Genomic DNA, 22,166 nt, shown 5'->3' on the forward strand with positions numbered 1-22,166 from the left:
GTCTTCGCGCTGCATCGATATTGCTCTAGGAGCGTTGTCAAAGATCAGGCAGCCAGAGGAGAGGAACCCATGCGCGCCACCCCCGATTTCGACTTCGCTCTGGGCGAAAGCGCGCAGATGATCCGCGAAAGCGTTTCGCGCTTCGCTGACGAGCGGATCGCCCCCATCGCCGCGAAAGTGGACGCCGAAGACTGGTTCCCCCGCGATCTCTGGCCCGAGATGGGCGCGCTGGGCCTCCATGGCCTGACGGTCGAGGAGGAGTGGGGCGGCATCGGCCTGGGCTATCTCGAACACGTCATCGCGGTGGAGGAGGTCAGCCGCGCATCGGCCTCGGTCGGGCTGTCCTACGGCGCGCATTCGAACTTGTGCGTCAACCAGATCCGCCGTTGGGGCACCGAGGAACAGAAGGCGAAGTATCTGCCGAAGCTGATCTCGGGCGAGCACATCGGCAGCCTCGCCATGTCCGAGGTGGGCGCCGGGTCCGACGTCGTCGGCATGAAACTGCGCGCCGATGCGGTTACTGGAGGCTTCCGCCTCAACGGCACCAAGTTCTGGATCACCAACGGCACTTATGCCGATACCCTGGTCGTCTATGCCAAGACCGGCGAGGGCTCCAAAGGCATCACCGCCTTCCTGATCGAGAAGGGCATGCCGGGCTTCTCCATCGGCCAGAAGATCGACAAGATGGGCATGCGCGGTTCGCCCACGTGCGAGCTGGTGTTCGACGACTGCCTGGTGCCGGAAGAGAACGTCATGGGGCCGCTGCACGGCGGCGTCGGCGTGCTGATGAGCGGGCTCGACTATGAGCGGGTGGTGCTGGCGGGCCTTCAACTTGGCATCATGCAGGCATGCCTCGACACCGTCATTCCCTACCTTCGCGAGCGCAGGCAGTTCGGCAAGCCGATCGGCGCGTTCCAGCTGATGCAGGCCAAGGTCGCGGACATGTACGTCGCGCTGCAGTCCGCGCGCGCCTACGTCTATGCCGTGGCGCGCGCCTGCGATGCCGGGCAGACCACGCGCTTCGACGCAGCGGGCGCGATCCTGCTGGCGAGCGAGAACGCCTTCCGCGTCTCGGGCGAGGCGGTGCAGGCACTGGGCGGCGCAGGCTATACCAAGGACTGGCCGGTCGAACGCTACCTGCGCGATGCCAAGTTGCTCGACATCGGCGCAGGCACGAACGAAATCCGCCGCATGCTCATCGGCCGCGAACTGATCGGCGCAGGCTGATCTATTCGGTCAGACTGCGGCGCACGTAGTCCTCGAAGCTCGCAGGTTCGCGGCCGAGCAGCCAGCGCAGCGCGCCGGGGTTGCCCCGGCCGCCACTGCGGGCCTGCCAGGCGTTGAGGCGCGTGACCGCATCGGCGACGTAAGCAAAGGCAGGGCCTGCCGCTTCCAGTCCGGCGACGAGCTGTGCGACGGGGAGTTCCCCAGCAGTCACCGATCGTCCGCTCACTGTGGTGACGAGGGCTGCGATCTCCGCCGTGCTCAGCGCCTCGTCGCTTGCCAGATCGTAAGTCGCGAGGGCATGGCCGTCCTCGCTCGCGACCTTGGCGACCACATCCGCCAGATCGGCCATGTCGAGATAGCCCTGCCGCGTCGTGAGCGCAAAGGGCAGGTCCAGCGCACCGGCTTCCAGCACGGCGGCGACATCGATGTTCTGCATGTAGGTCTGCGGGCGCAGCACCGTCCATTGGAGGCCGGATTCCGCGAGGTATGCCTCGACCGCCAGCTTGGCGGCATGACCGGGCACGCTGGTGACTTGCGCATGCAGCGCCGAGACGTAGATGAAGCGCGAGACGCCCGCCGCCACCGCCGCGTCGATCATCCCGGTGCCCATCGCCGCTTCGCGCGGGTGGAAGGCGGGGGCGTAGTGGATGACGACGTCGATGCCCTCGACCGCCCGCGCACGGTCGGCAGGGTTTTCGAGATCGCCGGTCAGGCAGGTGATGGAATGGGCGCGGCGCGTGCCGGTGTCGAGATTGCCGGGCACCGTCTCGATCGCGCGCGACATGGCGATGCTGCCTTCGAGCGGGTCGACAACCAGTTCCACCGCGCGCTTCTTCTTGCCGCTGCCGGTGTCGAGGTTGCCGGGAACGGTTTCGATGGCGCGTGCCCTGGCGCTTCCCGTATCGAGATTTCCCGGGACCGTCTCGATGGCGCGCTTCCTGCTGGTGCCGGTATCGAGGTTGCCGGGAACAGTCTCGATGGCGCGTGCCTTGGCGCTGCCGGTGTCGAGATTGCCGGGGACCGTTTCGATCGCGCGCGCAGGCTCCTGTGGATAGCGGCACAGGCCCCGGATATCGGCGTCGGGATCGCGGCCGCGCAGTGCGTCGATCACATGACTGCCTGTCCGGCCCGTCGGTCCCACCACCAGAATGCGCATTGATTCCCTCCGTTTTTCCGCGCGACGCCCATACGCGGACGCCCGGCGCGAGAGAACTGACAAGTCCCGTTACCAGACTTGCGGTGCGCTCAGGCCGCGTCAATCCCCGGACCGGCAACCGGCACGATCGTCTGCGCGAGCCGCTCCACTTCCGCGCGGTCGTGGCTGACGTAGAGGATCGGCAGGCGCAGTTCGTCGCGAATGCGCTCGATCAGGCGCAGGATATCCTCGCGCCGCGCCACGTCGACCGATGCGAGTGGCTCGTCCATGAGCAGGAATTCGGGCGCGGACAGCAGCGCGCGCCCGATTGCGACACGCTGGGCCTCGCCGCCGGACAGCGTCGCGGGCATGCGGTCGAGCAATCCGGCGATGCCGAGCAGGTCGAGCGTATGATCCCGGTCGAGCGTCGAGCCCTCCCGGCGGCCGAACTCGAGGTTGCGGCGGACCGAGCGGTGGGGGAACAGGCGCAGGTCCTGGAAGACGTATCCGCAGCGCCGCTTCTCGGGCCGGAGGTCGATGCGCGCGGCGCTGTCGAACAGAGTGGCTCCGGCGACCGCGATGCGTCCCTCCGCCGGGCGCAGCAGGCCCGCGACGGCGTCGAGCAGGCTGGTCTTGCCTGCACCGGAGGGGCCGAACAGCGCCGTCAGGCCCGCTCCGGCGACGAAGGCATAGTCCATCCGCCGCTCGCCGCGTTTCAGGGTGAGGGCGACGTCAAACGACATGGCGACCCCGCTCCTGCCCGCTGCGCCGGGCGAGCCATTCGGACAGCACCAATGCCGCGACCGACAGCGCGACCGAAAGTCCCGCGAGACGCGCCACCTGCAGGTCGGAGCCGGGCACCTGCAGCGCGCTGTAGATCGCCAGCGGCAGGGTCTGCGTCTCGCCCGGGATGTTGGAGGCGAAGGTGATGGTCGCGCCGAACTCCCCGACCGAGCGCGCGAAGCCGAGCACCAGCGCCGCCAGCACCCCATTGGCGCTGAGAGGCAGGGTGACGGTGACGAAGGTGCGCCACGGCCCCGCGCCGAGCGTGCGCGCGGCGCTCTCCAGTCGGCGGTCGACCGCTTCCAGCGAGAGGCGCATCGCGCGCACCATCAGCGGCAGCGCCATCACGGCGGCGGCCAGCGCCGCGCCGGTCCAGCGGAACAGGAAGGTCAGGCCGAGCGTGCGCTCTAGGAAGCCGCCGAGCAGGGCGTTCGGGCTGAAGGCCAGCAGCAGCAGCCAGCCGGTCACGACCGGCGGCAGCACCAGCGGCAGATGGACCATCGCATCGACCAGCACCTTGCCCGGAAAGCGCCAGCGCGCCAGCACCCAGGCGAGCGCGAAGGACACCGGCAGCGCCGCCGCTATGGCGACACCGCCGACCTTGAGCGAGAGAACCAGTATCTCCCATTCGGCCGGTGAAAGCGGGTTCACCTGTGGCTTACTTCGTCCCGAAGCCGAAGCGGCGGAACAGCGCCTTGCCCTCGGCCGAGATCAGGTAGCGGCGGAATCCCTCGCCTTCCGGGTTGCGGGAGGAGGAAAGGGTGGCGACCGGGTAGCTGATCGGGTCGTGGCTCGCGGGCGGGAAGGTGCCGACCACGCGCACGCCGGGATCGGCGCGGGCGTCCGTCGCGTAGACGATGCCGAGCGGCGCGGCGCCCCGGCTCACCAGAGCGAGCGCGCCGCGCACACTGTCCCCCGGGGCGAGCCGGTCCTGAACCGAGGGCCACACGCCCAGCCGGGTCAGCGCCTGCTTGCCGTAGATGCCCGCCGGAACGCCCGCAGGGTCGGCGATCGCCAGCCGCCCGTTGCCGAGCGCCCTGGCCAGCGGCATGCCGCGCCCGATCCGCAGGCGGATAGTGCTGGCGCGCGGGGCGATCAGCACGAGGTCGTTGCGCAGGAATGAGACGCGCGTGCCCTTGCGCACCAGTCCCTTGCCCTGCACGTCGTCCATCCACGGCTCGTCGGCGGAGACGAACAGGTCCGCCGGAGCGCCCGAGGCGATCTGGCGGGCAAGCGCGGAGGACGCGGCGAACGAGATGCGCGGGCGCGGATGCCCCTTGCGCGCCCAGGCGTCGGCGGCGGCGTTCATCGATTCCTGCAGGCTCGCCGCGGCCAGCACCAGCGGCGGTTGTCCGCCCGAAGCCGCGCTAACGGGAGCGGCGGCTCCGTACAGGACGGCCAGGACCGCCAGCAGCAGGGCCACGAACTTGCGCATCACAAATCTCCGGGAAGGCGTATTGTATTCGACAGTATATCGCGTGTGGTCGATTGCAAGCCGGGCGCGGTAAGGCGCCGTTCAATCCTTCTGCGAGGCGCGCGGCTCGGGCAGCAGGCGTGCGGCGAGCGCGTCGTAGTCGGGACCGCGCGCGGCGTGCGCGATGCCATCCTGCAAGGCGCGGTAGTGGGCGAGCACCGCCTCTCCGAGTTCGGTCAGCCGCGCGCCGCTCGTCGCCGCGCGGCCGGGGGCGGTCTGGACCAGCGGGGCATCCCAGCAGCGGTTCATGACATCGACCAGAAGCCACGCCCGGCGGTAGCTCATCGCCATCGCGCGCCCTGCGGCGGAGATCGATCCGTGTTCGCGGATTGCATCGAGAAGGTCGGCCTTTCCCGGTCCCATCGCGATCTCGTCGCCGGAATGGATCTGGATCTTGATCTTCAGGCGCGGGTGAGCGGTCATGGCCCCGTTCCTAGGCCGCGCTTGCGTCGGCAGCAAGATGGCGGAGAGCTTAACCGCCGATGATCCGTCGCGCCGCCCGAATCACCTCGGCGCGGCGGCGGAACAGCCGGACGGAAAACCGGCGCAGGGGCGACGGTCGCGTCGTCGTTCTCCGTGCGGTCCGCGAGATTCGCCGCAGCCGCGTTCTGTTGCTGCTGCCCTGCGGCGAAACCGGTATCCCGGACTTGCGCAACGATTGCAGTTGGACCGCATTTCCGGGGCTTGCGATCGTTTTGCACCGCAATAACGCCCTCCACCTTCTTAGTGCGGATATTTCACCAATCGGTACGAAAATTACCTTCGTTATGAGTATAATATCGCTGCCGCATTGGGGATTAAAATGATGTGAGGCATTCGGGATATTCTGGAACAAAGCGACGGATTCTGGTAGAACTTGTCCCAGCAAAGAAATCGGAGTGACGTCAACAGGCGCACCCTTTCGGGATTGATCCGGGCGGCCATGGCGCGGGAACCACGCGTGACAACCGCCTCGACCATTTGAGGATGCGTTATGAAGGTCGCTGACGACAATATTCTCCGTTTCGAACGTATCCCTGATAGCGGACGCGATTTCTCCACGCGCCTGTCGGCGGGCATGGTCTACGCCGCAGAGCGCATGGACCGTGGTGAGGAGCATGACGGGCGCGGCCTGACGATCGCGATCCTGCTTTGCATGGCCTGCTGGGCCGCGCTTGGGTACTTCCTTCTGGCCTGACCGTTCGTGCCGCGTCCGATGGCGCGGCTCCGGACTGTTTTACCTACCGCCGCAAGCTCACGTCCGCGTCCGAGGTCATCTGCGCAGCACGCGCCTTGTGCATGTCGGCAAGCGGTGATCGTCGCCCCGGCGTTCCTGAAAAGCCTGTCCCGATCGTGTGAGAAGAGATACTGAACACGGCTATTGTTCGGCAATGGCTGGAGGCTCGGTGGGTCGCTTGAACGATCGTATCCTGCTCCTTGAAGGGGTGCACAATTTCCGCGATGCGGGCGGCTATGCGGTTGCTGCGGGCGGGAAGATGAAGTGCGCGGTGGTGTGGCGATCCGGCCAGCATCACGGTGCAAGCGATACAGACCTCGAGCATATCGCCGCGCTTGGGCTCACGAGCGTCTTCGACTTGCGGACGTCCAGGGAACGGAGTGTGCATCCCTGCCGCCGCCCCCAGACATTCGCCGCGCGAGTGTTCTTCGCCAACGATCCGGACTTGCGCCACGCCCCGCATCTGGCCGCGGCGAAGACGACCCGGCAGCGTACCGCGCAGTCCACGCGCGAGAGCCTGACGCGCAATTACGGGGGCATCTGCTTCCGGCCTGAACTGCAGGCGATGATACGGGACTGGTTCGACGAACTGGCGCGGGGGCGGGGACCCAGCCTGGTCAATTGCATGGCGGGCAAGGATCGCACCGGGATTGCGGTCGCGATGCTGCACGCTGCGCTGGGTATCCACCGCGATGACATCATGGCGGACTATCTGCTCACCAACAGTGCCGGAAACGTCAAGGCGCGCATCGCCTCGGGTGCGGAGGCGATCCGGGCGATCACCGGCCAACTCGACGATGCCGTGCTGCAGGTGCTGATGGGCGTCGAGCCCGACTATCTGGAAGCCGCGTGGCAAGCGGTCGAGGAACGATACGGCACGTTCGATGCCTATCTGGAACAGGCGCTGGGCGTGGATGCCGTAAAGCGGGAACGAATGCTTGCGGCTCTTGTTGAGACTTGACATTGGTAACCAAATGGGTTATATGCCCCAGCATCCGGAGCGGTGCAGATCACATTGCTTCGGTGTATCGGGTCGGCGTCGTGGGCCGGGATGCGGTTTCAGCCGCGATCGCGCAAACCACGCGTCCATCGAAGACCCGGACTGTCTCTGCGCTACCGGAAACGCCGTCCATACGTTCCTGCGACACACGGCAGGACATGGGAGGGCCATCCCGGATAGCCTTCGGCCGATAACGATGCGAACCCTAACGACGGCCACATGGGACTTTCCGATGGAATACAGGTCGAGCCGGGCTGCACCGTGAGTTACCCGGCCGCTCGCCAGAGCTTCACGGAAAACAAAACCCCGCGTCCCTGCTTGGACGCTCCCGACGCCGACCCGATGTTCACTTCGGATGCGTTGATTTCCCCGGCGTAATGGCCCGCACTCGCCAGCGGGTATTTCCGCGTGCGCTAACTGCACGCCCAACCTCGTCATCCCAGCGAAAGCTGGGACCGCTGGCCTGTTACGGCCAACTATCGTTCAAACGCCCTGTCGAGGGTTGGGCTTTGCGCGGCCAGCGGTCCCAGCCTTCGCTGGGATGACGACGTTGGGGATCCGACGTTGGGGATGGCGACGCGCGTGCATCCTTCCCACGGGGGGAGTAACTTATGCCAGAAACGCCTGCACATCGCCCATGAACCGGTCGAACTGGTCGTGGTGGAGCCAGTGCCCGGCGTTCTCGTACTCGATCAGCCGCGCGCTCGGGAAGAACTCCATCCGTCCGTCGCCTGCCGGGCTGGCGGCGAAGCTGTCCTTGCCCCACAGCATCAGCGTGGGACAGGTTATCGCCCGCCACAGTTCGACGATGTGATCGGTGGGCAGGTCCGAGGCGGTCCAGACGTTCAGGTAATTGTCGAACTTCCAGCTCCAGGTGCCGTCCTCGTTGCGGGTGGCGCCATGGATGGTGAGATGGCGGGCCTGTTCGTCGGTGAGGAAGCCGTTTTCCTCCTTCATGCGCTGGTAGGCGTCGCGCAGGGAGGCGTACTTGCGTACCGTGCGAGCCGAGGCCTTGCGCTTGTCTTCCACCCACTTGCGCAGGCGCGGCCCCGCGCCCTCGCTCTCCTGCTCGCGCCGCATGGCCGGCGGCGGGCCGAGGCCCTCGATGTTGACGAACTTCGCCACTTTCTCGGGGAACAGCCCGGTGAAGCGCGTCGCGATGTTGCCGCCCAGAGAGTGCGCTACGATCGTCACCTGCTCGTGCCCGAGGGTATGCACCAGCTGCGCGAAGTCGTAGACGAAGGCGTCCATGCCGTAGTGCCCCTCCGGGCTCCACTCGCTGTCGCCGTGGCCGCGCAGGTCCGGACAGATGACGTGCCAGTCGCGGCGCAGTTCCTCGGCCACCCAGTCCCAGCTGCGGCAGTGGTCGCGCCCGCCATGCTGCAGGATCAGCGGCGGGGCATCGGAATTGCCCCAATCGACATAGTGCAGGCGCAGGCGCTGCGAGACGAAACGGTTCGAGGTGGGGCCGAGCTGGTTCTTCATCCTCGTTGGATGGGGACGCGCGCCGCACAGGTCAATCCAAGGGCGAATTTGCGGGGATGAAAGTAATGCTTTTCCGCCGCAGCGCTTGGCGAGCGAGGCGCAAGGCCCTATCTCGCGGGCCAAGGATTTCACGCGAGAGTTACGAAATGGCGACCACGCACAAGACCCGCATGCTCATCATCGGTTCCGGCCCGGCCGGACTTTCCGCCGCCATCTACGGCGCGCGCGCGGGGATGGAGCCGATCGTGGTGCAGGGCCTGCAGCCCGGCGGCCAGCTGACCATCACCACCGACGTCGAGAACTACCCCGGCTTCCGCGAGGTCATCCAGGGCCCCTGGCTGATGCAGGAGATGGAAGCGCAGGCGGTCCACGTCGGCACCCGCATGATGTGGGACACGATCACCAACGTCGATCTTTCGGGCGACACCTTCATCGCGACCGGTGACGGCGGCGATATCTACGAAGGCGACACCCTCGTCATCGCCACCGGCGCGCAGGCCAAGTGGCTGGGCGTCCCCGGCGAGCAGGAACTTTCGGGCAAGGGCGTCTCGGCCTGCGCGACCTGCGATGGGTTCTTCTATCGCGGCAAGAAGGTGGTCGTGATCGGCGGCGGCAACACCGCGGTTGAGGAAGCGCTCTACCTCACCAACCACGCGACCGAGGTGGTGCTGGTGCACCGCCGCGATTCGCTGCGTTCGGAGAAGATCCTGCAGGATCGCCTCTTCGCGCACCCCAAGATCACGACGGTCTGGAACAAGAAGGTCGACCGCTTCCTCGCGGGTGAGAACGGCGCCCTGCGCGCTCTAGCGCTGATCGACACCGAGACCGGCGAGCAGAGCGAGCTGCTGGCCGACGGCGCCTTCGTCGCGATCGGCCACGCGCCCGCGACCGAGCTGTTCAAGGGCAAGCTGGCGATGGACGACACCGGCTATCTGATCGTCGAGCCGGGCACCCCCAAGACCGCCATTCCCGGCGTCTTCGCGGCGGGCGACGTGTCGGACCATGTCTACCGTCAGGCGATCACCGCTGCGGGCGTGGGCTGCATGGCCGCGCTCGATGCCGAGCGGTATCTCGCGCACAAGCTGCACCTGGCGGGAATTACGGAGACGGTGCAGGGGTGATTTCGGGGGGAGGGCAATGCTCTCCCCGTTCCCAGCAAAACGCCCGTCATCCCAGCGAAGGCTGGGACCGCTGGAAAATCTTTAGGCGTGAGCCAGCGTCAGGGCACTTCGACGATAGGTTTCGCCTCAAGCACTGCCAGCGGTCCCAGCTTTCGCTGGGATGACGGGTGCTTGTATGCCCTGGCGCGGTGTTACTCGGTCAGGCTCGGCCCGAGCGAGGGATCGAGGTCGCGCGGGCGCACCAGATGCGTCAGCCGACCGCAGCCTTCGCGCAAGTCAGACCAGTGCTCTATGTCCAGTTCCACCACCGCATAGGCAGCGGTGGGGAACTTGTCCTCAACCACATCGCGCAACGGACTGGAGCCATCATCCGGCACGAGGTCGAAGATCAGATCCTCCAGCCCCGGATTATGCCCGACCAGCAGGATCGAGCGCGGGTCCGTTTCCTGATCTTTCAGCACATCGATCAACGCTGCCGAACTGGCGAGGTAGATGCGCCGGTCCCAGGTGACGGGCGGCGTCTCTCCGGCCGCTTCACCGGCAAGCTCGATCGTCTGCGTGACGCGCACGGCGGGCGAGGCGAGGATGTAGCGCCAGCCTACACCGTGTTCGAGGATGTGCTTGCCCATGACACCCGCCCCGACCCGCCCGCGCTTGTTGAGCGGGCGGTCGAAGTCGCGCAGACGGGCATCGGTCCAGTCCGATTTGGCGTGACGGAAGATGCCGAGGATTTTCATGGGGCCAACTCTACAACAGCGGATCAGGATAGCGACTGCGAGTCTTCCGCCCGGTCCGCTGCGGCTCCTTGAGCATGACCGGCCACGCGCTGTAAAGCCTCCTCCAGCGTAACCCGGCGGATCGGTGTGCCTGCCGGGAAGGCGGAGAGCAGGCGCGAGGGGAACGCGGGCGAGAGCACGACGAAGTGCCCCCGGTCCTCGCGGCTGCGGATGAGGCGGCCGAACGCCTGAGCCAGCTTGGCGCGGATCAGCGTGTCGTCGTAGGCGCTGCCGCCGCCCGCCAGACGCCGGGCACGGTGCAGGATCGTCGGGCGCGGCCAGGGCACTTGCTCCATCACGACGAGGCGCAGGGAATCGCCCTGAACGTCCACCCCGTCGCGCAAGGCATCGGTGCCCAGCAGCGAGGCGGCGGGATCGTCGCGGAAGATGTCGACCAGCGTGCCGGTATCGATCGGATCGACGTGCTGCGCGTAGAGCGGGAGGCCTCCGCGCGCGAGCCGGTCGGCGATGCGGCCATAGACCGCGCGCAGCCGCCGGATCGCGGTGAACAGGCCGAGCACGCCCCCGCGCGAGGTTTCGATCAGGCGGCCGAACGCGGCGGAGAGGGCGGGAATGTCGCCCTTTAGCACGTCGGTGACGATCAGCACTTCGGCCTGCGTCGCGTAGTCGAACGGGCTCTGGTGGATCGACAGGCGCGGCATCACCTCGATGTTCGTCGCGCCGGAGCGGGCGATGGCCTTGGCCCAGTCCTCGCCGTCGCGCAGCGTGGCCGAGGTCATGACGACGCCGTGCGCCGGTCCGAGCACGACTTGCGCGAACGGCTTCATCGGATCGAGCCAGCGGCGGTGGATGCCGATGTCGAACTCGCGCGCTTCCGATCGATCGACGGCGAGCCAGTCGACGTATTCGGGATCGGCCGGGCCGCCCATGCGGTCGAGCAGCGATTCCCACGCGCCCAGCGTATCGACGCGCCATGTCAGCGAGTGGCGTGCGCCTTCGATGCGGGCGCGCCCCGGTCCGTCGAGCCAGTCGGGCGGCTCCTCCAGCAGCGCTTCGAGACGCATGCCGAGGCGGATCAGCGGTTGGCGCAGTTCCGCCAGCGCCGCGCGGGCGCCTTGCGCGATCTCAACGAACGAACCTTCGAGGCTGGCCGCTTCGGTTTCGAGGCCATAGCCCGCTTCCTGCCCGCCGCTTTCGTCACGCGCATAAACCGTGGCGCGCACCGCCGCGAGCAGTTCTTCCAGCGGCCCGCTCGCGGCGTTCTCGGCGATGCGGCCCATCCAGCCGTCACCGGGAAGTGCCTCTGCGGCCTCGCGCGCGGCGGCGATGGCCTTGGCGCCTGCCTCGTCGTAGCTGGCGACGTCGGCGAGGCGGGCGGAGAGGCCCCGGCGGCGGCCCTTGGAGGCTTTCTCCGGGCCGATCACCCAGCGGCGCAGTTCGATCGCCTCGGCGCCAGTGAGTGCGGCGGCGAACGTGGAGTCGGCGGCGTCGAAAACGTGATGGCCTTCGTCGAACACCACGCGGGTCGGGCGGGAAGCCGGATCGCGGCCGCGCGCGGCATTGACCATGACGAGGGCGTGATTGCCGATCACGAGATCGGCGCCGACACTGGCGCGGGTCGCACGCTCGATGAAGCACTTCCGGTAATGCGGGCACCCGGCGTAGACGCATTCGCCGCGTCGGTCGGTCAGCGCCGCGATGCCGCGCTGGCGGAACAGGGTGCCGAGCCAGCCGGGCAGGTCGCCGCCGATCATGTCGCCGTCCTGCGAGTACGCCGCCCAGCGCGCCACCAGTTGCGCGAGGATCGCCGCGCGCCCGTTGAAGCCACCCTGCAGCGCATCTTCGAGGTTCAGCAGGCAGAGGTAGTTCTCGCGGCCCTTGCGCACTACGACCGGACGGGTGCCGTCGGCGCGTCGCTCGGGCCAGGCGCGGCGGCTTTCCGCGCGCAGCTGGCGCTGCAGCGCCTTGGTATAGGTGGAGACCCAGACGGTGCCGCCCGCCTTCTCGGTCCACAGCGAAGTGGGGGCGAGATAGCCCAGCGTCTTGCCGATGCCGGTGCCCGCCTGCGCCAGCAGGACGTGCGGGCGGCCGGACCGTTCGCGCGGGGCGAAGGCGTGGGCGGTCTCCACCGCATAGGCACGCTGGCCGGGGCGCTGCTCGGCGGCGCTGCCGGTGAGGCTGGCGAGGCGCTGCAGGACTTCCTCGTCCTCCAGCACGACTTGTCGAGGCTGGGGGACTTCGGGGGTTTCCTCCCATTCGGGCAGGCGGGTGAACAGCCAGCGTTCGGCGCGTTCGGGCTTGCGGATGCGGCCGGTCAGCAGCGTGGCCCAGGGCCAGCGCATGCGCACCAGCGACTGCAGCGAGGTCCACGCGCCCTCGCGTTCCGACCATGCGCCGTTCTCGCACATGTCGAGCAGGGCGCCGGCCGCTTCCTGCAGCAGGCGCGGCACATCGGAATCACCCTCCGGCTCGGCGAGGCCGAGGGCATGGGCAAGGCCCTTGGGCGTCGGCACCACGAAGCGCGCCGGATGGACGAAGGCGTAAAGCTCCAGCAGGTCCAGCCCCGAGAGGTCCGGATAGCCCAGCCGTGTCGCCAGCAGGGGCGCGTTGAGGATCAGCAGCGGCGTGTCGGCGGCGGCCATCACCGCCTCGCCCTTGGAAAGAGGGCGGGTGCCGAGGCCCGTCAGATCCTTCTCGCGCAGCCAGCAGCCGCCATGACTGGCGTGGAGGGCAGGGAGGGGCAGGGCGGCCATGGCCTCTCATTAGGCACGGGGGGCGGAATTGGAAACGCCGGGCTCTCGCGCTCCACGGAAAAAATTACGGCTCGATACAAATTTCCCTCTTGTTGGATTTCACTCAAGATATATCTTGAGACCATCATGAAACATATGGAACGAATGATGAGAAACTCAGATTGCAACCACGGTCGCGGACGCGGCCGTCACGGTGGAGAGCGCCGCTTCGGGCGCGAGGACATGATGGCAGCGATGGCCGAAGGCGCCGAAGACTTGCGCGCGATGCTTGGCCGCCACGGCGGCAGGCACGGCCTGTACGGGCTGGCCCGTGGACCGCTTGGTGGCGGGTTCGGGAAGGGCTTTCCCGGCGGCTTCGGTGGCGGCTTTGAAGGTCGCGGCGGACGCGGTGGTCCTGACGGTCCGCGCGGCGGCGGTCGTCGCAAGCGGCTGTTCGACCAGGCCGAACTGCAGACCCTGCTGCTCGCCCTGATCGTCGAGGCGCCGCGCCACGGCTATGAACTGATCCGCGAGATCGAGGCGCTTTCGGGCGGCGACTATGCGCCGAGCCCGGGCGTGGTCTACCCCGCGCTGATCTACATGGAAGAGACCGGCCTGATCGCCCCGGTCTCCGGCGACAGCGCCCGCAAGGCTTTCGAGGCCACCGCCGAAGGTCGCGCCAAGGCCGAGGCCGATGCGGAGAAGTTCGCCGAACTCAAGGGCCGCCTCGGGGCGCTTGCCGCACAACGCGACCGGGTCGATCCGGCGCCGGTGCGCCGGGCGTTCCACGCGCTCAAGACGGCGGTGTTCGACCGGCTCTCGACCGAAGGGGCTGATCGTGATTTCATCCTGCAGATCGCGGATGTCATCGACGAGGCCACCCGCAAGATCGAAAGGATCGAGAAGTGAGCACCATCGCCGCGACCGTGAAGACACCGAATGGCGGCAAGTACGTTCGCCAGCTCTGCAAGCACTGGAGCCACAAGCTGGAAACCGCAGTGGACGGCGATAAGGGAACGGTGACGTTCCCCAATGCCGTCACCGTGATGGACGCCGATGCGGAAGGCATCGCCATCACCATCACCGGCGAGGACCGCGACGCGGTGCAGGGCCTGACCGACGTGGTCGCCCGTCACATCGACCGGTTCGCGTTCCGCGAGGACGCGTTGGTCTATGATTGGGCGTGGCGGGACTGAGCGTGCAAGGAGGGGCTGAACGCTCCTCCTCATACGCCGTCATCCCAGCGAAGGCTGGGACCGTTAGCCTGTTATTGCCAACTATCGTCAGGGCGCCCGGCCGAGGGGTTGGGCTTTACGCGGCTAGCGGTCCCAGCCTTCGCTGGGATGACGGCGTGTTTTGGTGCTGGAGTACGTGAGCCATCGACTGAACCCTTGCGATAATCGCGCATTTCGCCTTAGAGCGCGGGCCATGACTGAAAATGCCCTGATCGAAGCCGCACGTGTGTCCAAGGCCTGGCCCTTCCAGGAGGCCCAGAAGCTGCTCAAGCGGTTCCCGCAGGGCAAACCGGACGGCGCGCCGGTGCTGTTCGAGACCGGCTATGGTCCCTCGGGCCTGCCGCATATCGGCACCTTCCAGGAAGTCCTGCGCACCACGCTCGTCCGCCGCGCTTACGAGGCGCTGACCGGCGGCGCGCCGACGCGGCTTGTCGCGTTCTCCGACGATATGGACGGGCTGCGCAAGGTTCCGGACAACATTCCGAATGCTGACGTACTCGCCGCCAACCTCGGCAAGCCGCTCAGCCGCATCTCCGATCCGTTCGGCACGCACGAGAGCTTCGCGCATCACAACAATGCGATGCTGCGCGAATTCCTCGACCGCTTCGGCTTCGACTACGAGTTCGTCTCGGCCAGTGACCGCTACAATTCGGGCGCGTTCGACGCCGCGCTGGCGCGGGTGCTCGAATGCAACCAGGCGATCCTCGATGTCATGCTGCCGACGCTGCGCGAGGAGCGCCGCCGGACCTATTCGCCCGTGCTGCCGGTCTCGCCCACCACGGGCGTGGTGTTGCAGGTGCCGGTCGAGGTCGTCGACGCTAAGACCGGCCTGATCCGCTTCACCGACGAGGACGGCACCGTCGTCGAGCAGTCGGCGTTCGGCGGCAAGGCCAAGCTGCAGTGGAAGGTCGACTGGGCGATGCGCTGGTTTGCGCTGGGTGTCGACTACGAGATGTGCGGCAAGGACCTGACCGACTCGGTCACCCAGTCGGGCAAGATCGTGCAGGTTCTCGGCGGGCGTAAGCCCGAGGGGCTGATCTACGAACTGTTCCTCGACGAGAACGGCGAGAAGATCTCGAAGTCCAAGGGCAATGGCCTGACCATCGACCAGTGGCTGACCTACGGCACCGAGGAGTCGCTCGGCTTCTACCTGTTCCGCGAGCCCAAGAGCGCCAAGCAGCTCCACGCCGGCGTGATCCCCAAGGCGGTCGACGAATACTGGCAGTTCCGTGGCAACCTCGCCGGGCAGGCGCTCGACAAGCAGTTGGGCAATCCGACCTGGCACCTGCTGCGCGCCAATGGCGGTGGTGAAGGTGCGGGCGACACCGTGCCGGTGACGTTCTCGCTGCTGCTCAACCTCGTCGGCGTGCTCGGCGCGGACGCGACGGCGGAGCAGGTGTGGTCCTACCTCGGCAACTATGTGGCCGAGGCCAGCCCCGAAGCGCATCCGGACCTTGCAGAGATGGTCCGCGCCGCGCTCGCCACCAATCGCGACTTCATCGCGCCGACCCTTCATCGCCGTGCGCCGACGGAGAACGAGGCGGCGGCACTGAAGGACCTCGATACGCAGTTGGCTTCGCTGGACGGGGCCTCGGCCGAAGACCTGCAGAACATCGTGTACGAGATCGGCAAGAACGAGGCTTACGGCTTCGAAAACCTGCGCGACTGGTTCAAGGCGCTGTATGAAACGCTGCTCGGATCGCCGCAGGGGCCGCGGATGGGGAGCTTTATCGCCCTTTACGGCGTTCCCGAAACGAGGCTGCTGATTGCCGAGGCGCTTGCTGCCTGACCTGACGGAGACGCGATGCACCGGACCGACCTGACGCCCGAACAGCTCTGCGAGGAACTGCTCGGACGCACTCTGAACGATGTCGATGCCGAGGAACGACGGGTGCTGCAGCGCATCGCCTCTGGTCAGGTGATGGGGCCGGATGCGCAGGAGGAAGCGGCGCTCCACGCCAGCTTCGGCGACCGGCTGGCGGATCGCGTTGCGGCCGTCGGAGGGTCCTGGGGCTTCATCATCGCGTTCGGTGTGATCCTGTTTGGATGGATGCTGGTGAACAGCCGCATTCTGGAGGCATTCGGGCTGCACCCCTTCGATGCCTACCCGTATATCTTCCTCAACCTGATGCTCTCGATGCTGGCGGCGATTCAGGCGCCGGTCATCATGATGAGCCAGAACCGCGCCTCCGACAAGGATCGCATCGCGGCGCGGCATGACTACGAAGTCAACTTGCGCACGCAGTTGGAGATCATCCGGTTGCACAAGCGGATGGATCATCTGTTCGCTTACCTCGACAATCGGGATTGTGCGCGGAGCGGCGAAGACACCTGAATCCTGCCCCCGTGGGAAGGATGCGCGCGTGTCACCATCCCCAACGTCGGCATACCCAACGTCGTCATCCCAGCGAAAGCTGGGACCGCTGGCCGCGCAAAGCCCAACCCTCGGCAGGGCGTCCGGACGCTAGTTGGCCGTAACAGGCCAGCGGTCCCAGCTTTCGCTGGGATGACGGGGGTGTGCGTGCAGTCAGCGCACGCAAAAACACCCGCTGGCGAGTGCGGGCCATTACGCCGGGGAAATCAACGCAACCGAAGTGAACATCGGGTCGGCGTCGGGAGCGTCCAAGCAGGGACGCGGGGTTTTGTTTTCCGTGAAGCTCTGGCGAGCGGCCGGGTAACTCACGGTGCAGCCCGGCTCGACCTGTATTCCATCGGAAAGTCCCATGTGGCCGTCGTTAGGGTTCGCATCGTTATCGGCCGAAGGCTATCCGGGATGGCCCTCCCATGCCCTGCCGTATGTCGCAGGAACGTATGGACGGCGTTTCCGGTAGCGCAGAGACAGTCCGGGTCTTCGAACGGACGCGTGGGTTGCGTAGCTACGGCTGAAACCGCATCCCGGCCCACGACGCCGACCCGATACACCTCTCCAGCGTGATCATCGCCGGATCGGATGCTGGGCCATATAACCTATTTGGTTATAAATGTCAAGACATCATTGCCATGCCCGTGTGCGGAACCATTTGGTGACGACGTATTTGACGCCGCGCACCACCGGCCGTGCCGCATGCATGGTCCATGGATTTGGCGAACCGTCGGGCAGGGCATTGTTCCACAAGAGCAGCGTACCGGCGCAAGGCGGAATGCTGAGCGCGACGCGGGTGAAATCGGTCATGCCGCCTTCGTCTACCGTGTTGAGATAGACCATGGCGGTCCAGCTGCGCTGTCCGCCGCAGCGCCGTTCGTCGCGCCAGTAACCGGCGGCCGTATCGAACCAGTCGCAATGTTCGTTGAAGTATTGCCCGCAAAGGTAGCGCTGGCCCTGCGCCGCTTCTCCGCACATGGGCGATATGCCGGTTACCGCCGAGAGGCGCGCTTCGAGAATGCGGACGCATTCGTCGGCTTCGTCGATGTCGCCCGAATAGCTGGTGCGGTAATCCGGCCAGGACGTTCCATCGACCAAGCTGGACGGGCAGGCGACACCGTCGATCAGCGTCATCAGGCGCGCGCAAGTCGGCGCCGCGAGAAAGCCGTCGATGGCGTAGATTTCCGCGCGTTCTTCCGGGAAACGACGGATGCCGGGCTCGGCTGCCAGCCGTTCCCGCACTGCCGCGCCGATACGGGCAAGAGCCTTGCAGTCGGGATGGGCGGGCGTTGTCATGACAGGCAGACTATCCGCATTCGCCGGGAGTTCAATCGCCCGTGTGAAGTATCAGTCTGCCGGATCGTCGTAGGACATAAGAAAACTCCCGGAGTTTTACATCCGGGAGCTTGTCTTGCTTCACGTTTTTGCGGCTTACCAGAAGAAGTCGTAGATCACGTCCACCACTTCGCCGCTATAGATGTCCACCAGCATAACGTCGTCGTAGTAGCGGACCCAGCGATAGGGGCCATAGACCGGCGGCAGGCGATAGGCGTAAGGATCGTTGATCCAGTACCGGTTGCCGTAGAACATCGAGCCGAGCGAGAAGCCGATGCTCACGCGGCGATAGGAATAGCCGTCGTAGGGCGCATAATACCGGCCCATGCGGTATGTGTTGCGATTGCGATCGCGATAGCGCTGCCAGTCGTAGCGGTTGTCACGGCGCCAGTCGTTGCGGTTCCACGCCTGATAGCGATCGCCCCGGTCGTTGCCTCGCCAGCCGTTATTGTTGTCTCCGCGGCGATCATTACCGCGCCAGCCGTTATTGTTGTCTCCGCGACGGTCGTTGCCTCGCCAACCGTTGTTGTCGTCTCGGCGGTTGTTGTCCGCGCGCCATGCATTGTTGCGGTCGCGGTTGTCGTCGCCTCGGCGGTCGTTGCCGGCCTGCCACCCGTTGCCGCGATCCCGGTTCTGATTATCGTCGCGGCGGATCGCCTGTCCGGCGCCGCGATCGCCGCCAGGGCGCTGGTCGTTGCCCTGCCAGCCCGGACGTCCCTGTTGCTGGCCCTGCTGCTGACCCTGCGCAGGGCGCGAGCCTTGCCAGTTGGGGCGGTCGTCGCCGCGCACTTGCTGCTGCGGGGCGGGGCGTGTCTGAGGCTGAGCCTGAGGCTGGCGCTGCTGCTCGCGCATCTGGCGAAGCTGCGGCCCGATCTCGCTGCGGCCGTTCAGGCGCTGCTGCTGCTGGGGCTGCGGCCGGGACTGGGGACGCTCTGCACGGGCGTTGTTGCCGCGATCACGGCCCTGGTCCTGGGCAAAGCTCGGGCTCGACATGCCTGTGATCGCGAGCGCCATGGTGGCGGCGGCGATCAGTACACCTGCTTTTCTGTTTATCGTTGCCATTGTTCCGGTCTCCAAACCGAAGTGCCGGACGGCGAAGCGCGGCTCATCGTTGAACGGGGTGTACCGGATCAGCGCTGTCGCAATGGTGAATGGCGGCGTTGCTCACCGTTAAGTTTCGTAATGTTGCAGCGACAAAAAAAGCCGCCGCCCGGTTTCCCGAGCAACGGCTTTGTCTGGGCCGGTGCCGTACCGAAAGCCGCCGGATGGCGGCTTTCGAAACAGCGCAAATCAGCGCGTCAGCTTTTTATACGCCAGCGCGGTCGGACGGTCGGCGGCATCACCCAGACGGCGGCGCTTGTCCTCTTCGTAAGCGGCGAAGTTGCCCTCGAACCATTCGACGTGGCTGTTGCCCTCGAATGCGAGGATGTGGGTTGCGAGACGGTCGAGGAAGAAGCGGTCGTGGCTGATGACCACGGCGCAGCCCGCGAAGTTCTCGATCGCCTCTTCCAGCGCGCCCAGCGTTTCCACGTCGAGGTCGTTGGTCGGTTCGTCGAGCAGGAGGACGTTGCCACCCTCCTTGAGCATCTTGGCCATGTGGACGCGGTTGCGCTCACCACCCGACAGCTTGCCGACGTTCTTCTGCTGGTCGGCGCCCTTGAAGTTGAACGCACCCACGTAGGCGCGGGTCGAGGTGTCGTGACCGTTGACCTTCATGTAGTCGAGCCCGTCGGAGATTTCCTCCCAGACGTTCTTCTTGGGGTCGAGGTGGTCGCGGCTCTGGTCGACGAAGCCGAGGTGGACGGTCGAGCCCATCTCGATGGTGCCTTCGTCCGGCGTTTCCTTGCCGGTGATCAGCTTGAACAGCGTGGACTTGCCCGCGCCGTTCGGGCCGATGACGCCGACGATGCCGCCCGGCGGCAGGATGAACGACAGGTTCTCGAACAATAGCTTGTCGCCGTAGGCCTTCGAGATGTTGTTGACCTCGATGACCTTGCCGCCGAGGCGCTCGGGCACCTGGATGACGATCTGGGCCTTGCCGGGACGGCGGCCCGACTGCGCTTCCTGCAACTGCTCGAACTTGCGGATACGCGCTTTGGACTTGGTCTGGCGCGCGGCCGGGGTCTGCCGGATCCACTCGAGTTCTTCCTTGAGCGCCTTGGCGCGGCCGGATTCCTCGCGGTCCTCCTGCTCCATGCGCTTGGACTTCTTCTCGAGGTAGGTCGAGTAGTTGCCCTCATAGGGGAAGTACTTGCCGCGATCGAGTTCGAGGATCCAGTTCACAACGTTGTCGAGGAAGTAGCGATCGTGGGTGATCATCAGGACCGCGCCCGCGTATTCCTTCAGGTGGTTTTCCAGCCATTCGACGGATTCGGCGTCGAGGTGGTTGGTCGGTTCGTCGAGCAGCAGGATCGAGGGCTTCTGGATCAGCAGGCGGGTCAGCGCGACGCGGCGCTTTTCACCGCCCGACAGGCTGTTCACCGGCCAGTCGCTCGGCGGGCAGCGGAGGGCCTCCATCGCGATTTCGAGCTGGTTGTCGAGCGTCCAGCCGTCGACCGCGTCGATCTTGCCCTGCAGGTCGCCCATTTCCTCCATGAGCGCGTCGAAATCGACGTCCTCCGGCGGATCGCCCATGATGTTGGAAATCTCGTTAAAGCGGTCGACCAGATCGGCGGTCTCGCGCGCGCCGTCCTTGACGTTTTCGAGGACGGTCTTGGTCGGATCGAGTTCCGGCTCCTGCTCGAGATAGCCGACGGTGATGTTCTCACCAGGCCAGGCTTCGCCGGTGAAGTCGGTGTCGATGCCGGCCATGATCTTGATCAGGGTGGACTTACCGGCGCCGTTCGGGCCGACGATGCCGATCTTGGCGCCCTGGTAGAACTGCAGCGAGATGTCGCTGAGCACCGGCTTCTGGGCACCGGGGAAGGTCTTGGTCATGCCCTTCATGACATAGGCGTATTGGGCGGCCATGCGGTTCCTCTGGATGGAATTCGAAGTCTGGAAAACAGTTGGGGCCGCTACTACAGGGGTGAGGGCACATTGCCAAGGGTGAGGCAAAGTACACGCGTCGTCCCGGACTTGCTCCGGGACCGGTGGCGGTCTTCAGGCATGAACCATCGTTCAAGGCGCGCGAAGCAACGTGGGCTGGTCAGGGCCAGCGGTCCTGGATCACGTCCGGGATGACGATGCCGCTCTGATCAAGTCACGCAGCGTCCGCGGCAGGAAGGCCAGTCCGGCCATGACGGTCGGCACGCTCAGGATCGCCCAGTAGAAGTTCACCGGCCTTGCGAAGACCGCCAGCAGCAGCGCGATCGTCGCGAGCCACGGCAGCGCGAAGCGGGCCAGCGGCGGCGGCGCTCCCAAAAACCCGAGCAAGCAGAGCAGCACGGCGAGATAGCTGAACGGAGCCGGGATCAGGTGCAGCAGCGTCACGTCGGCGATGTCCTGCAGCACCGCTCCGGGGCCGCGAAGGCCGTCCCAGCCTTGTGACAGCGCATCGCCGGGAAGCGAGAGCGGCACGACCGCCTGCCGGTGCAGAAGCAATACCACGGCATAGCCTGCAATCAGCGCAGCCCACGCGGCCAGTTCCCGGTATCGGCCGCTCCGCCAAGCCCAGAATGCCGCGAGCAGCACGAAGGGCAGCGCCAGTTCGCGGATCGCCAGCGCCGATGCGGCGGCAAGGAAGGCGGCGGTCGGGAAGGCGGGAGCCGTCAGGCCCTTGACCCGCAGTGCCATGGCCAGCGCCACGAGCACGCCCGCCCACAATTCATGCGACACCGAAAGCCCGGGGCTCGCGACCATCGCGCCGCCGACCAGAACGAGCAGCATGGCCAGCATCCGCTCGCGTCCACTCACCAGCGGCCGCAGCATCGTAAACCATGCGGCGGCGGTGACGGCAAGCAGCACGCAGAGGAGGACATGCACCGTGCGCCAGCCCAGCGCTGCCTCGATCCACGCCAGCGTCGGCAGGCGCACCGTCACGAAGGGGCTGGTCGGAAAGCCGTGCGCGCGCTGGAGGCGGGTGGCGGCATGGTAGTAGCCCTCGCCCCCGGCCACTGCGTTGCCGATGTCGTGATAAAGCTGCACGTCGGAATAGCGCCCGTCGCCGCTGATCGCCTCACCGGACTGCGAGGCGCCGATCGTCAGCGTCGCCAGTGCGAGCACCACGAAGAGGGCGATCACGGCGAGGGCCTGAAGACGGGTGAGGGCGGCGAGCATGGCGCGGTTGTGTTCGCTCATACCGGCGGCGACAAGACGCGGCACTGCTTATCCACATGGCAACTCTTCGTCGTCCCGGACTTGCTCCGGGACCGTTGGCCGAGAA

Annotated in this window: 21 protein-coding genes; 9 read left to right on the forward strand and 12 right to left on the reverse strand. The window is 66.4% G+C overall.

The genetic code is table 11. The features are described from left to right. The first annotated feature begins 69 nt into the window (after positions 1-69). Positions 70-1,227, forward strand: a complete 1,158-nt coding sequence (locus HWN72_RS06355; RefSeq protein WP_069707677.1) for an isovaleryl-CoA dehydrogenase — start codon at positions 70-72, stop codon at positions 1,225-1,227. Position 1,228: 1 nt separating this feature from the next. Here HWN72_RS06355 and HWN72_RS06360 read toward each other — a convergent pair whose 3' ends face one another. The 5 genes from HWN72_RS06360 to HWN72_RS06380 form a co-directional block, all read right to left on the reverse strand. Then, a complete protein-coding gene (locus HWN72_RS06360) occupies positions 1,229-2,383 on the reverse strand; it encodes an NmrA family NAD(P)-binding protein (RefSeq protein WP_069707678.1) in 1,155 nt (384 codons plus the stop codon). A gap of 89 nt (positions 2,384-2,472) precedes the next feature. Next, complete coding sequence (locus HWN72_RS06365) at positions 2,473-3,105, reverse strand: ATP-binding cassette domain-containing protein (RefSeq protein ID WP_211149981.1); 633 nt, start codon at positions 3,103-3,105, stop codon at positions 2,473-2,475. Further along, positions 3,095-3,796 carry a molybdate ABC transporter permease subunit gene (gene modB, locus HWN72_RS06370; protein WP_069707679.1) on the reverse strand — a complete coding sequence of 234 codons (702 nt, stop codon included), beginning with the start codon at positions 3,794-3,796 and terminating at the stop codon, positions 3,095-3,097. The genes HWN72_RS06365 and modB overlap by 11 nt, the downstream gene beginning before the upstream one ends. Positions 3,797-3,803: 7 nt before the next feature. Continuing rightward, positions 3,804-4,580, reverse strand: a complete 777-nt coding sequence (gene modA / locus HWN72_RS06375) for a molybdate ABC transporter substrate-binding protein (RefSeq protein ID WP_069707680.1) — start codon at positions 4,578-4,580, stop codon at positions 3,804-3,806. 81 nt (positions 4,581-4,661) lie between these two features. Next, a complete protein-coding gene (locus HWN72_RS06380; protein WP_036522849.1) occupies positions 4,662-5,042 on the reverse strand; it encodes a winged helix-turn-helix domain-containing protein in 381 nt (126 codons plus the stop codon). Positions 5,043-5,101: 59 nt separating this feature from the next. Here HWN72_RS06380 and HWN72_RS06385 point away from each other — a divergent pair, with 59 nt between their 5' ends. The 3 genes from HWN72_RS06385 (at position 5,102) to HWN72_RS06395 (ending at position 6,796) form a co-directional block, all read left to right on the forward strand. Further along, positions 5,102-5,425 carry a hypothetical protein gene (locus tag HWN72_RS06385; protein ID WP_156799756.1) on the forward strand — a complete coding sequence of 108 codons (324 nt, stop codon included), beginning with the start codon at positions 5,102-5,104 and terminating at the stop codon, positions 5,423-5,425. Between the two features lie 167 nt (positions 5,426-5,592). Then, positions 5,593-5,796: a hypothetical protein gene (locus HWN72_RS06390; protein WP_008832158.1), complete on the forward strand. Its 204-nt coding sequence runs from the start codon at positions 5,593-5,595 to the stop codon at positions 5,794-5,796. Positions 5,797-6,004: 208 nt separating this feature from the next. Then, the gene (locus HWN72_RS06395) at positions 6,005-6,796 is read left to right on the forward strand and encodes a tyrosine-protein phosphatase (protein ID WP_231958145.1); all 792 of its coding nucleotides are present in this window, start codon (positions 6,005-6,007) and stop codon (positions 6,794-6,796) included. A gap of 648 nt (positions 6,797-7,444) precedes the next feature. On the opposite strand, the gene HWN72_RS06400 is transcribed toward HWN72_RS06395, so the two are convergent. After that, the gene (locus HWN72_RS06400; protein WP_211149982.1) at positions 7,445-8,320 is read right to left on the reverse strand and encodes an alpha/beta fold hydrolase; all 876 of its coding nucleotides are present in this window, start codon (positions 8,318-8,320) and stop codon (positions 7,445-7,447) included. Between the two features lie 146 nt (positions 8,321-8,466). On the opposite strand from HWN72_RS06400, the gene trxB reads away from it, so the two are divergent. After that, complete coding sequence (gene trxB / locus HWN72_RS06405) at positions 8,467-9,441, forward strand: thioredoxin-disulfide reductase (RefSeq protein WP_069707683.1); 975 nt, start codon at positions 8,467-8,469, stop codon at positions 9,439-9,441. Between the two features lie 191 nt (positions 9,442-9,632). Here the strand turns inward: trxB and HWN72_RS06410 are convergent, their stop codons facing one another. Further along, complete coding sequence (locus tag HWN72_RS06410) at positions 9,633-10,178, reverse strand: histidine phosphatase family protein (RefSeq protein WP_008832212.1); 546 nt, start codon at positions 10,176-10,178, stop codon at positions 9,633-9,635. Positions 10,179-10,201: 23 nt separating this feature from the next. After that, positions 10,202-12,931 (reverse strand): ATP-dependent DNA helicase, encoded by a 2,730-nt coding sequence (locus tag HWN72_RS06415; protein ID WP_211149983.1) that lies wholly within the window; start codon positions 12,929-12,931, stop codon positions 10,202-10,204. Positions 12,932-13,078: 147 nt separating this feature from the next. On the opposite strand from HWN72_RS06415, the gene HWN72_RS06420 reads away from it, so the two are divergent. From HWN72_RS06420 to HWN72_RS06435, 4 genes are all read left to right on the forward strand, one after another. Beyond that, on the forward strand, positions 13,079-13,819 hold the full coding sequence (locus tag HWN72_RS06420; RefSeq protein ID WP_231958147.1) for a PadR family transcriptional regulator: 741 nt from the start codon (positions 13,079-13,081) through the stop codon (positions 13,817-13,819). Then, on the forward strand, positions 13,816-14,106 hold the full coding sequence (locus HWN72_RS06425) for a DUF2218 domain-containing protein (protein ID WP_008832215.1): 291 nt from the start codon (positions 13,816-13,818) through the stop codon (positions 14,104-14,106). The genes HWN72_RS06420 and HWN72_RS06425 overlap by 4 nt, the downstream gene beginning before the upstream one ends. 232 nt (positions 14,107-14,338) lie before the next feature. Beyond that, a complete protein-coding gene (locus tag HWN72_RS06430) occupies positions 14,339-15,934 on the forward strand; it encodes a lysine--tRNA ligase (RefSeq protein ID WP_069707685.1) in 1,596 nt (531 codons plus the stop codon). A 15-nt stretch (positions 15,935-15,949) separates the two neighbouring features. After that, positions 15,950-16,480 carry a DUF1003 domain-containing protein gene (locus HWN72_RS06435; protein WP_008832978.1) on the forward strand — a complete coding sequence of 177 codons (531 nt, stop codon included), beginning with the start codon at positions 15,950-15,952 and terminating at the stop codon, positions 16,478-16,480. A gap of 657 nt (positions 16,481-17,137) precedes the next feature. Here the strand turns inward: HWN72_RS06435 and HWN72_RS06440 are convergent. From HWN72_RS06440 to HWN72_RS06455, 4 genes are all read right to left on the reverse strand, one after another. Continuing rightward, the gene (locus HWN72_RS06440) at positions 17,138-17,803 is read right to left on the reverse strand and encodes a 2OG-Fe(II) oxygenase (protein ID WP_008830989.1); all 666 of its coding nucleotides are present in this window, start codon (positions 17,801-17,803) and stop codon (positions 17,138-17,140) included. A gap of 135 nt (positions 17,804-17,938) precedes the next feature. After that, the gene (locus HWN72_RS06445) at positions 17,939-18,904 is read right to left on the reverse strand and encodes an RcnB family protein (protein ID WP_231958149.1); all 966 of its coding nucleotides are present in this window, start codon (positions 18,902-18,904) and stop codon (positions 17,939-17,941) included. A 228-nt stretch (positions 18,905-19,132) separates the two neighbouring features. Further along, positions 19,133-20,812, reverse strand: coding sequence for an energy-dependent translational throttle protein EttA (ettA, locus tag HWN72_RS06450; protein ID WP_008830987.1), 1,680 nt, complete (start codon positions 20,810-20,812; stop codon positions 19,133-19,135). A 198-nt stretch (positions 20,813-21,010) separates the two neighbouring features. After that, positions 21,011-22,081, reverse strand: coding sequence for a hypothetical protein (locus HWN72_RS06455; protein WP_036522866.1), 1,071 nt, complete (start codon positions 22,079-22,081; stop codon positions 21,011-21,013). Positions 22,082-22,166 lie beyond the last annotated feature (85 nt).

The sequence above is a fragment of the Novosphingobium sp. HR1a genome, assembly GCF_015594425.1.
Lineage (GTDB): Bacteria > Pseudomonadota > Alphaproteobacteria > Sphingomonadales > Sphingomonadaceae > Novosphingobium > Novosphingobium resinovorum_A.

Coding starts and splice junctions, on each gene's coding strand:
- HWN72_RS06430 (WP_069707685.1), top strand. CDS start 14,339: ATGACTGAAAATGCCCTGATCGAAGCCGCACGTGTGTCCAAGGCCTGG.
- ettA (WP_008830987.1), bottom strand. CDS start 20,812: ATGGCCGCCCAATACGCCTATGTCATGAAGGGCATGACCAAGACCTTC.
- HWN72_RS06445 (WP_231958149.1), bottom strand. CDS start 18,904: ATGGCAACGATAAACAGAAAAGCAGGTGTACTGATCGCCGCCGCCACC.
- HWN72_RS06415 (WP_211149983.1), bottom strand. CDS start 12,931: ATGGCCGCCCTGCCCCTCCCTGCCCTCCACGCCAGTCATGGCGGCTGC.
- HWN72_RS06365 (WP_211149981.1), bottom strand. CDS start 3,105: ATGTCGTTTGACGTCGCCCTCACCCTGAAACGCGGCGAGCGGCGGATG.
- trxB (WP_069707683.1), top strand. CDS start 8,467: ATGGCGACCACGCACAAGACCCGCATGCTCATCATCGGTTCCGGCCCG.
- HWN72_RS06400 (WP_211149982.1), bottom strand. CDS start 8,320: ATGAAGAACCAGCTCGGCCCCACCTCGAACCGTTTCGTCTCGCAGCGC.
- HWN72_RS06355 (WP_069707677.1), top strand. CDS start 70: ATGCGCGCCACCCCCGATTTCGACTTCGCTCTGGGCGAAAGCGCGCAG.
- HWN72_RS06390 (WP_008832158.1), top strand. CDS start 5,593: ATGAAGGTCGCTGACGACAATATTCTCCGTTTCGAACGTATCCCTGAT.
- HWN72_RS06385 (WP_156799756.1), top strand. CDS start 5,102: ATGATCCGTCGCGCCGCCCGAATCACCTCGGCGCGGCGGCGGAACAGC.
- HWN72_RS06380 (WP_036522849.1), bottom strand. CDS start 5,042: ATGACCGCTCACCCGCGCCTGAAGATCAAGATCCAGATCCATTCCGGC.
- HWN72_RS06435 (WP_008832978.1), top strand. CDS start 15,950: ATGCACCGGACCGACCTGACGCCCGAACAGCTCTGCGAGGAACTGCTC.
- HWN72_RS06410 (WP_008832212.1), bottom strand. CDS start 10,178: ATGAAAATCCTCGGCATCTTCCGTCACGCCAAATCGGACTGGACCGAT.
- HWN72_RS06360 (WP_069707678.1), bottom strand. CDS start 2,383: ATGCGCATTCTGGTGGTGGGACCGACGGGCCGGACAGGCAGTCATGTG.
- HWN72_RS06455 (WP_036522866.1), bottom strand. CDS start 22,081: ATGAGCGAACACAACCGCGCCATGCTCGCCGCCCTCACCCGTCTTCAG.
- HWN72_RS06420 (WP_231958147.1), top strand. CDS start 13,079: ATGAGAAACTCAGATTGCAACCACGGTCGCGGACGCGGCCGTCACGGT.
- HWN72_RS06440 (WP_008830989.1), bottom strand. CDS start 17,803: ATGACAACGCCCGCCCATCCCGACTGCAAGGCTCTTGCCCGTATCGGC.
- modA (WP_069707680.1), bottom strand. CDS start 4,580: ATGCGCAAGTTCGTGGCCCTGCTGCTGGCGGTCCTGGCCGTCCTGTAC.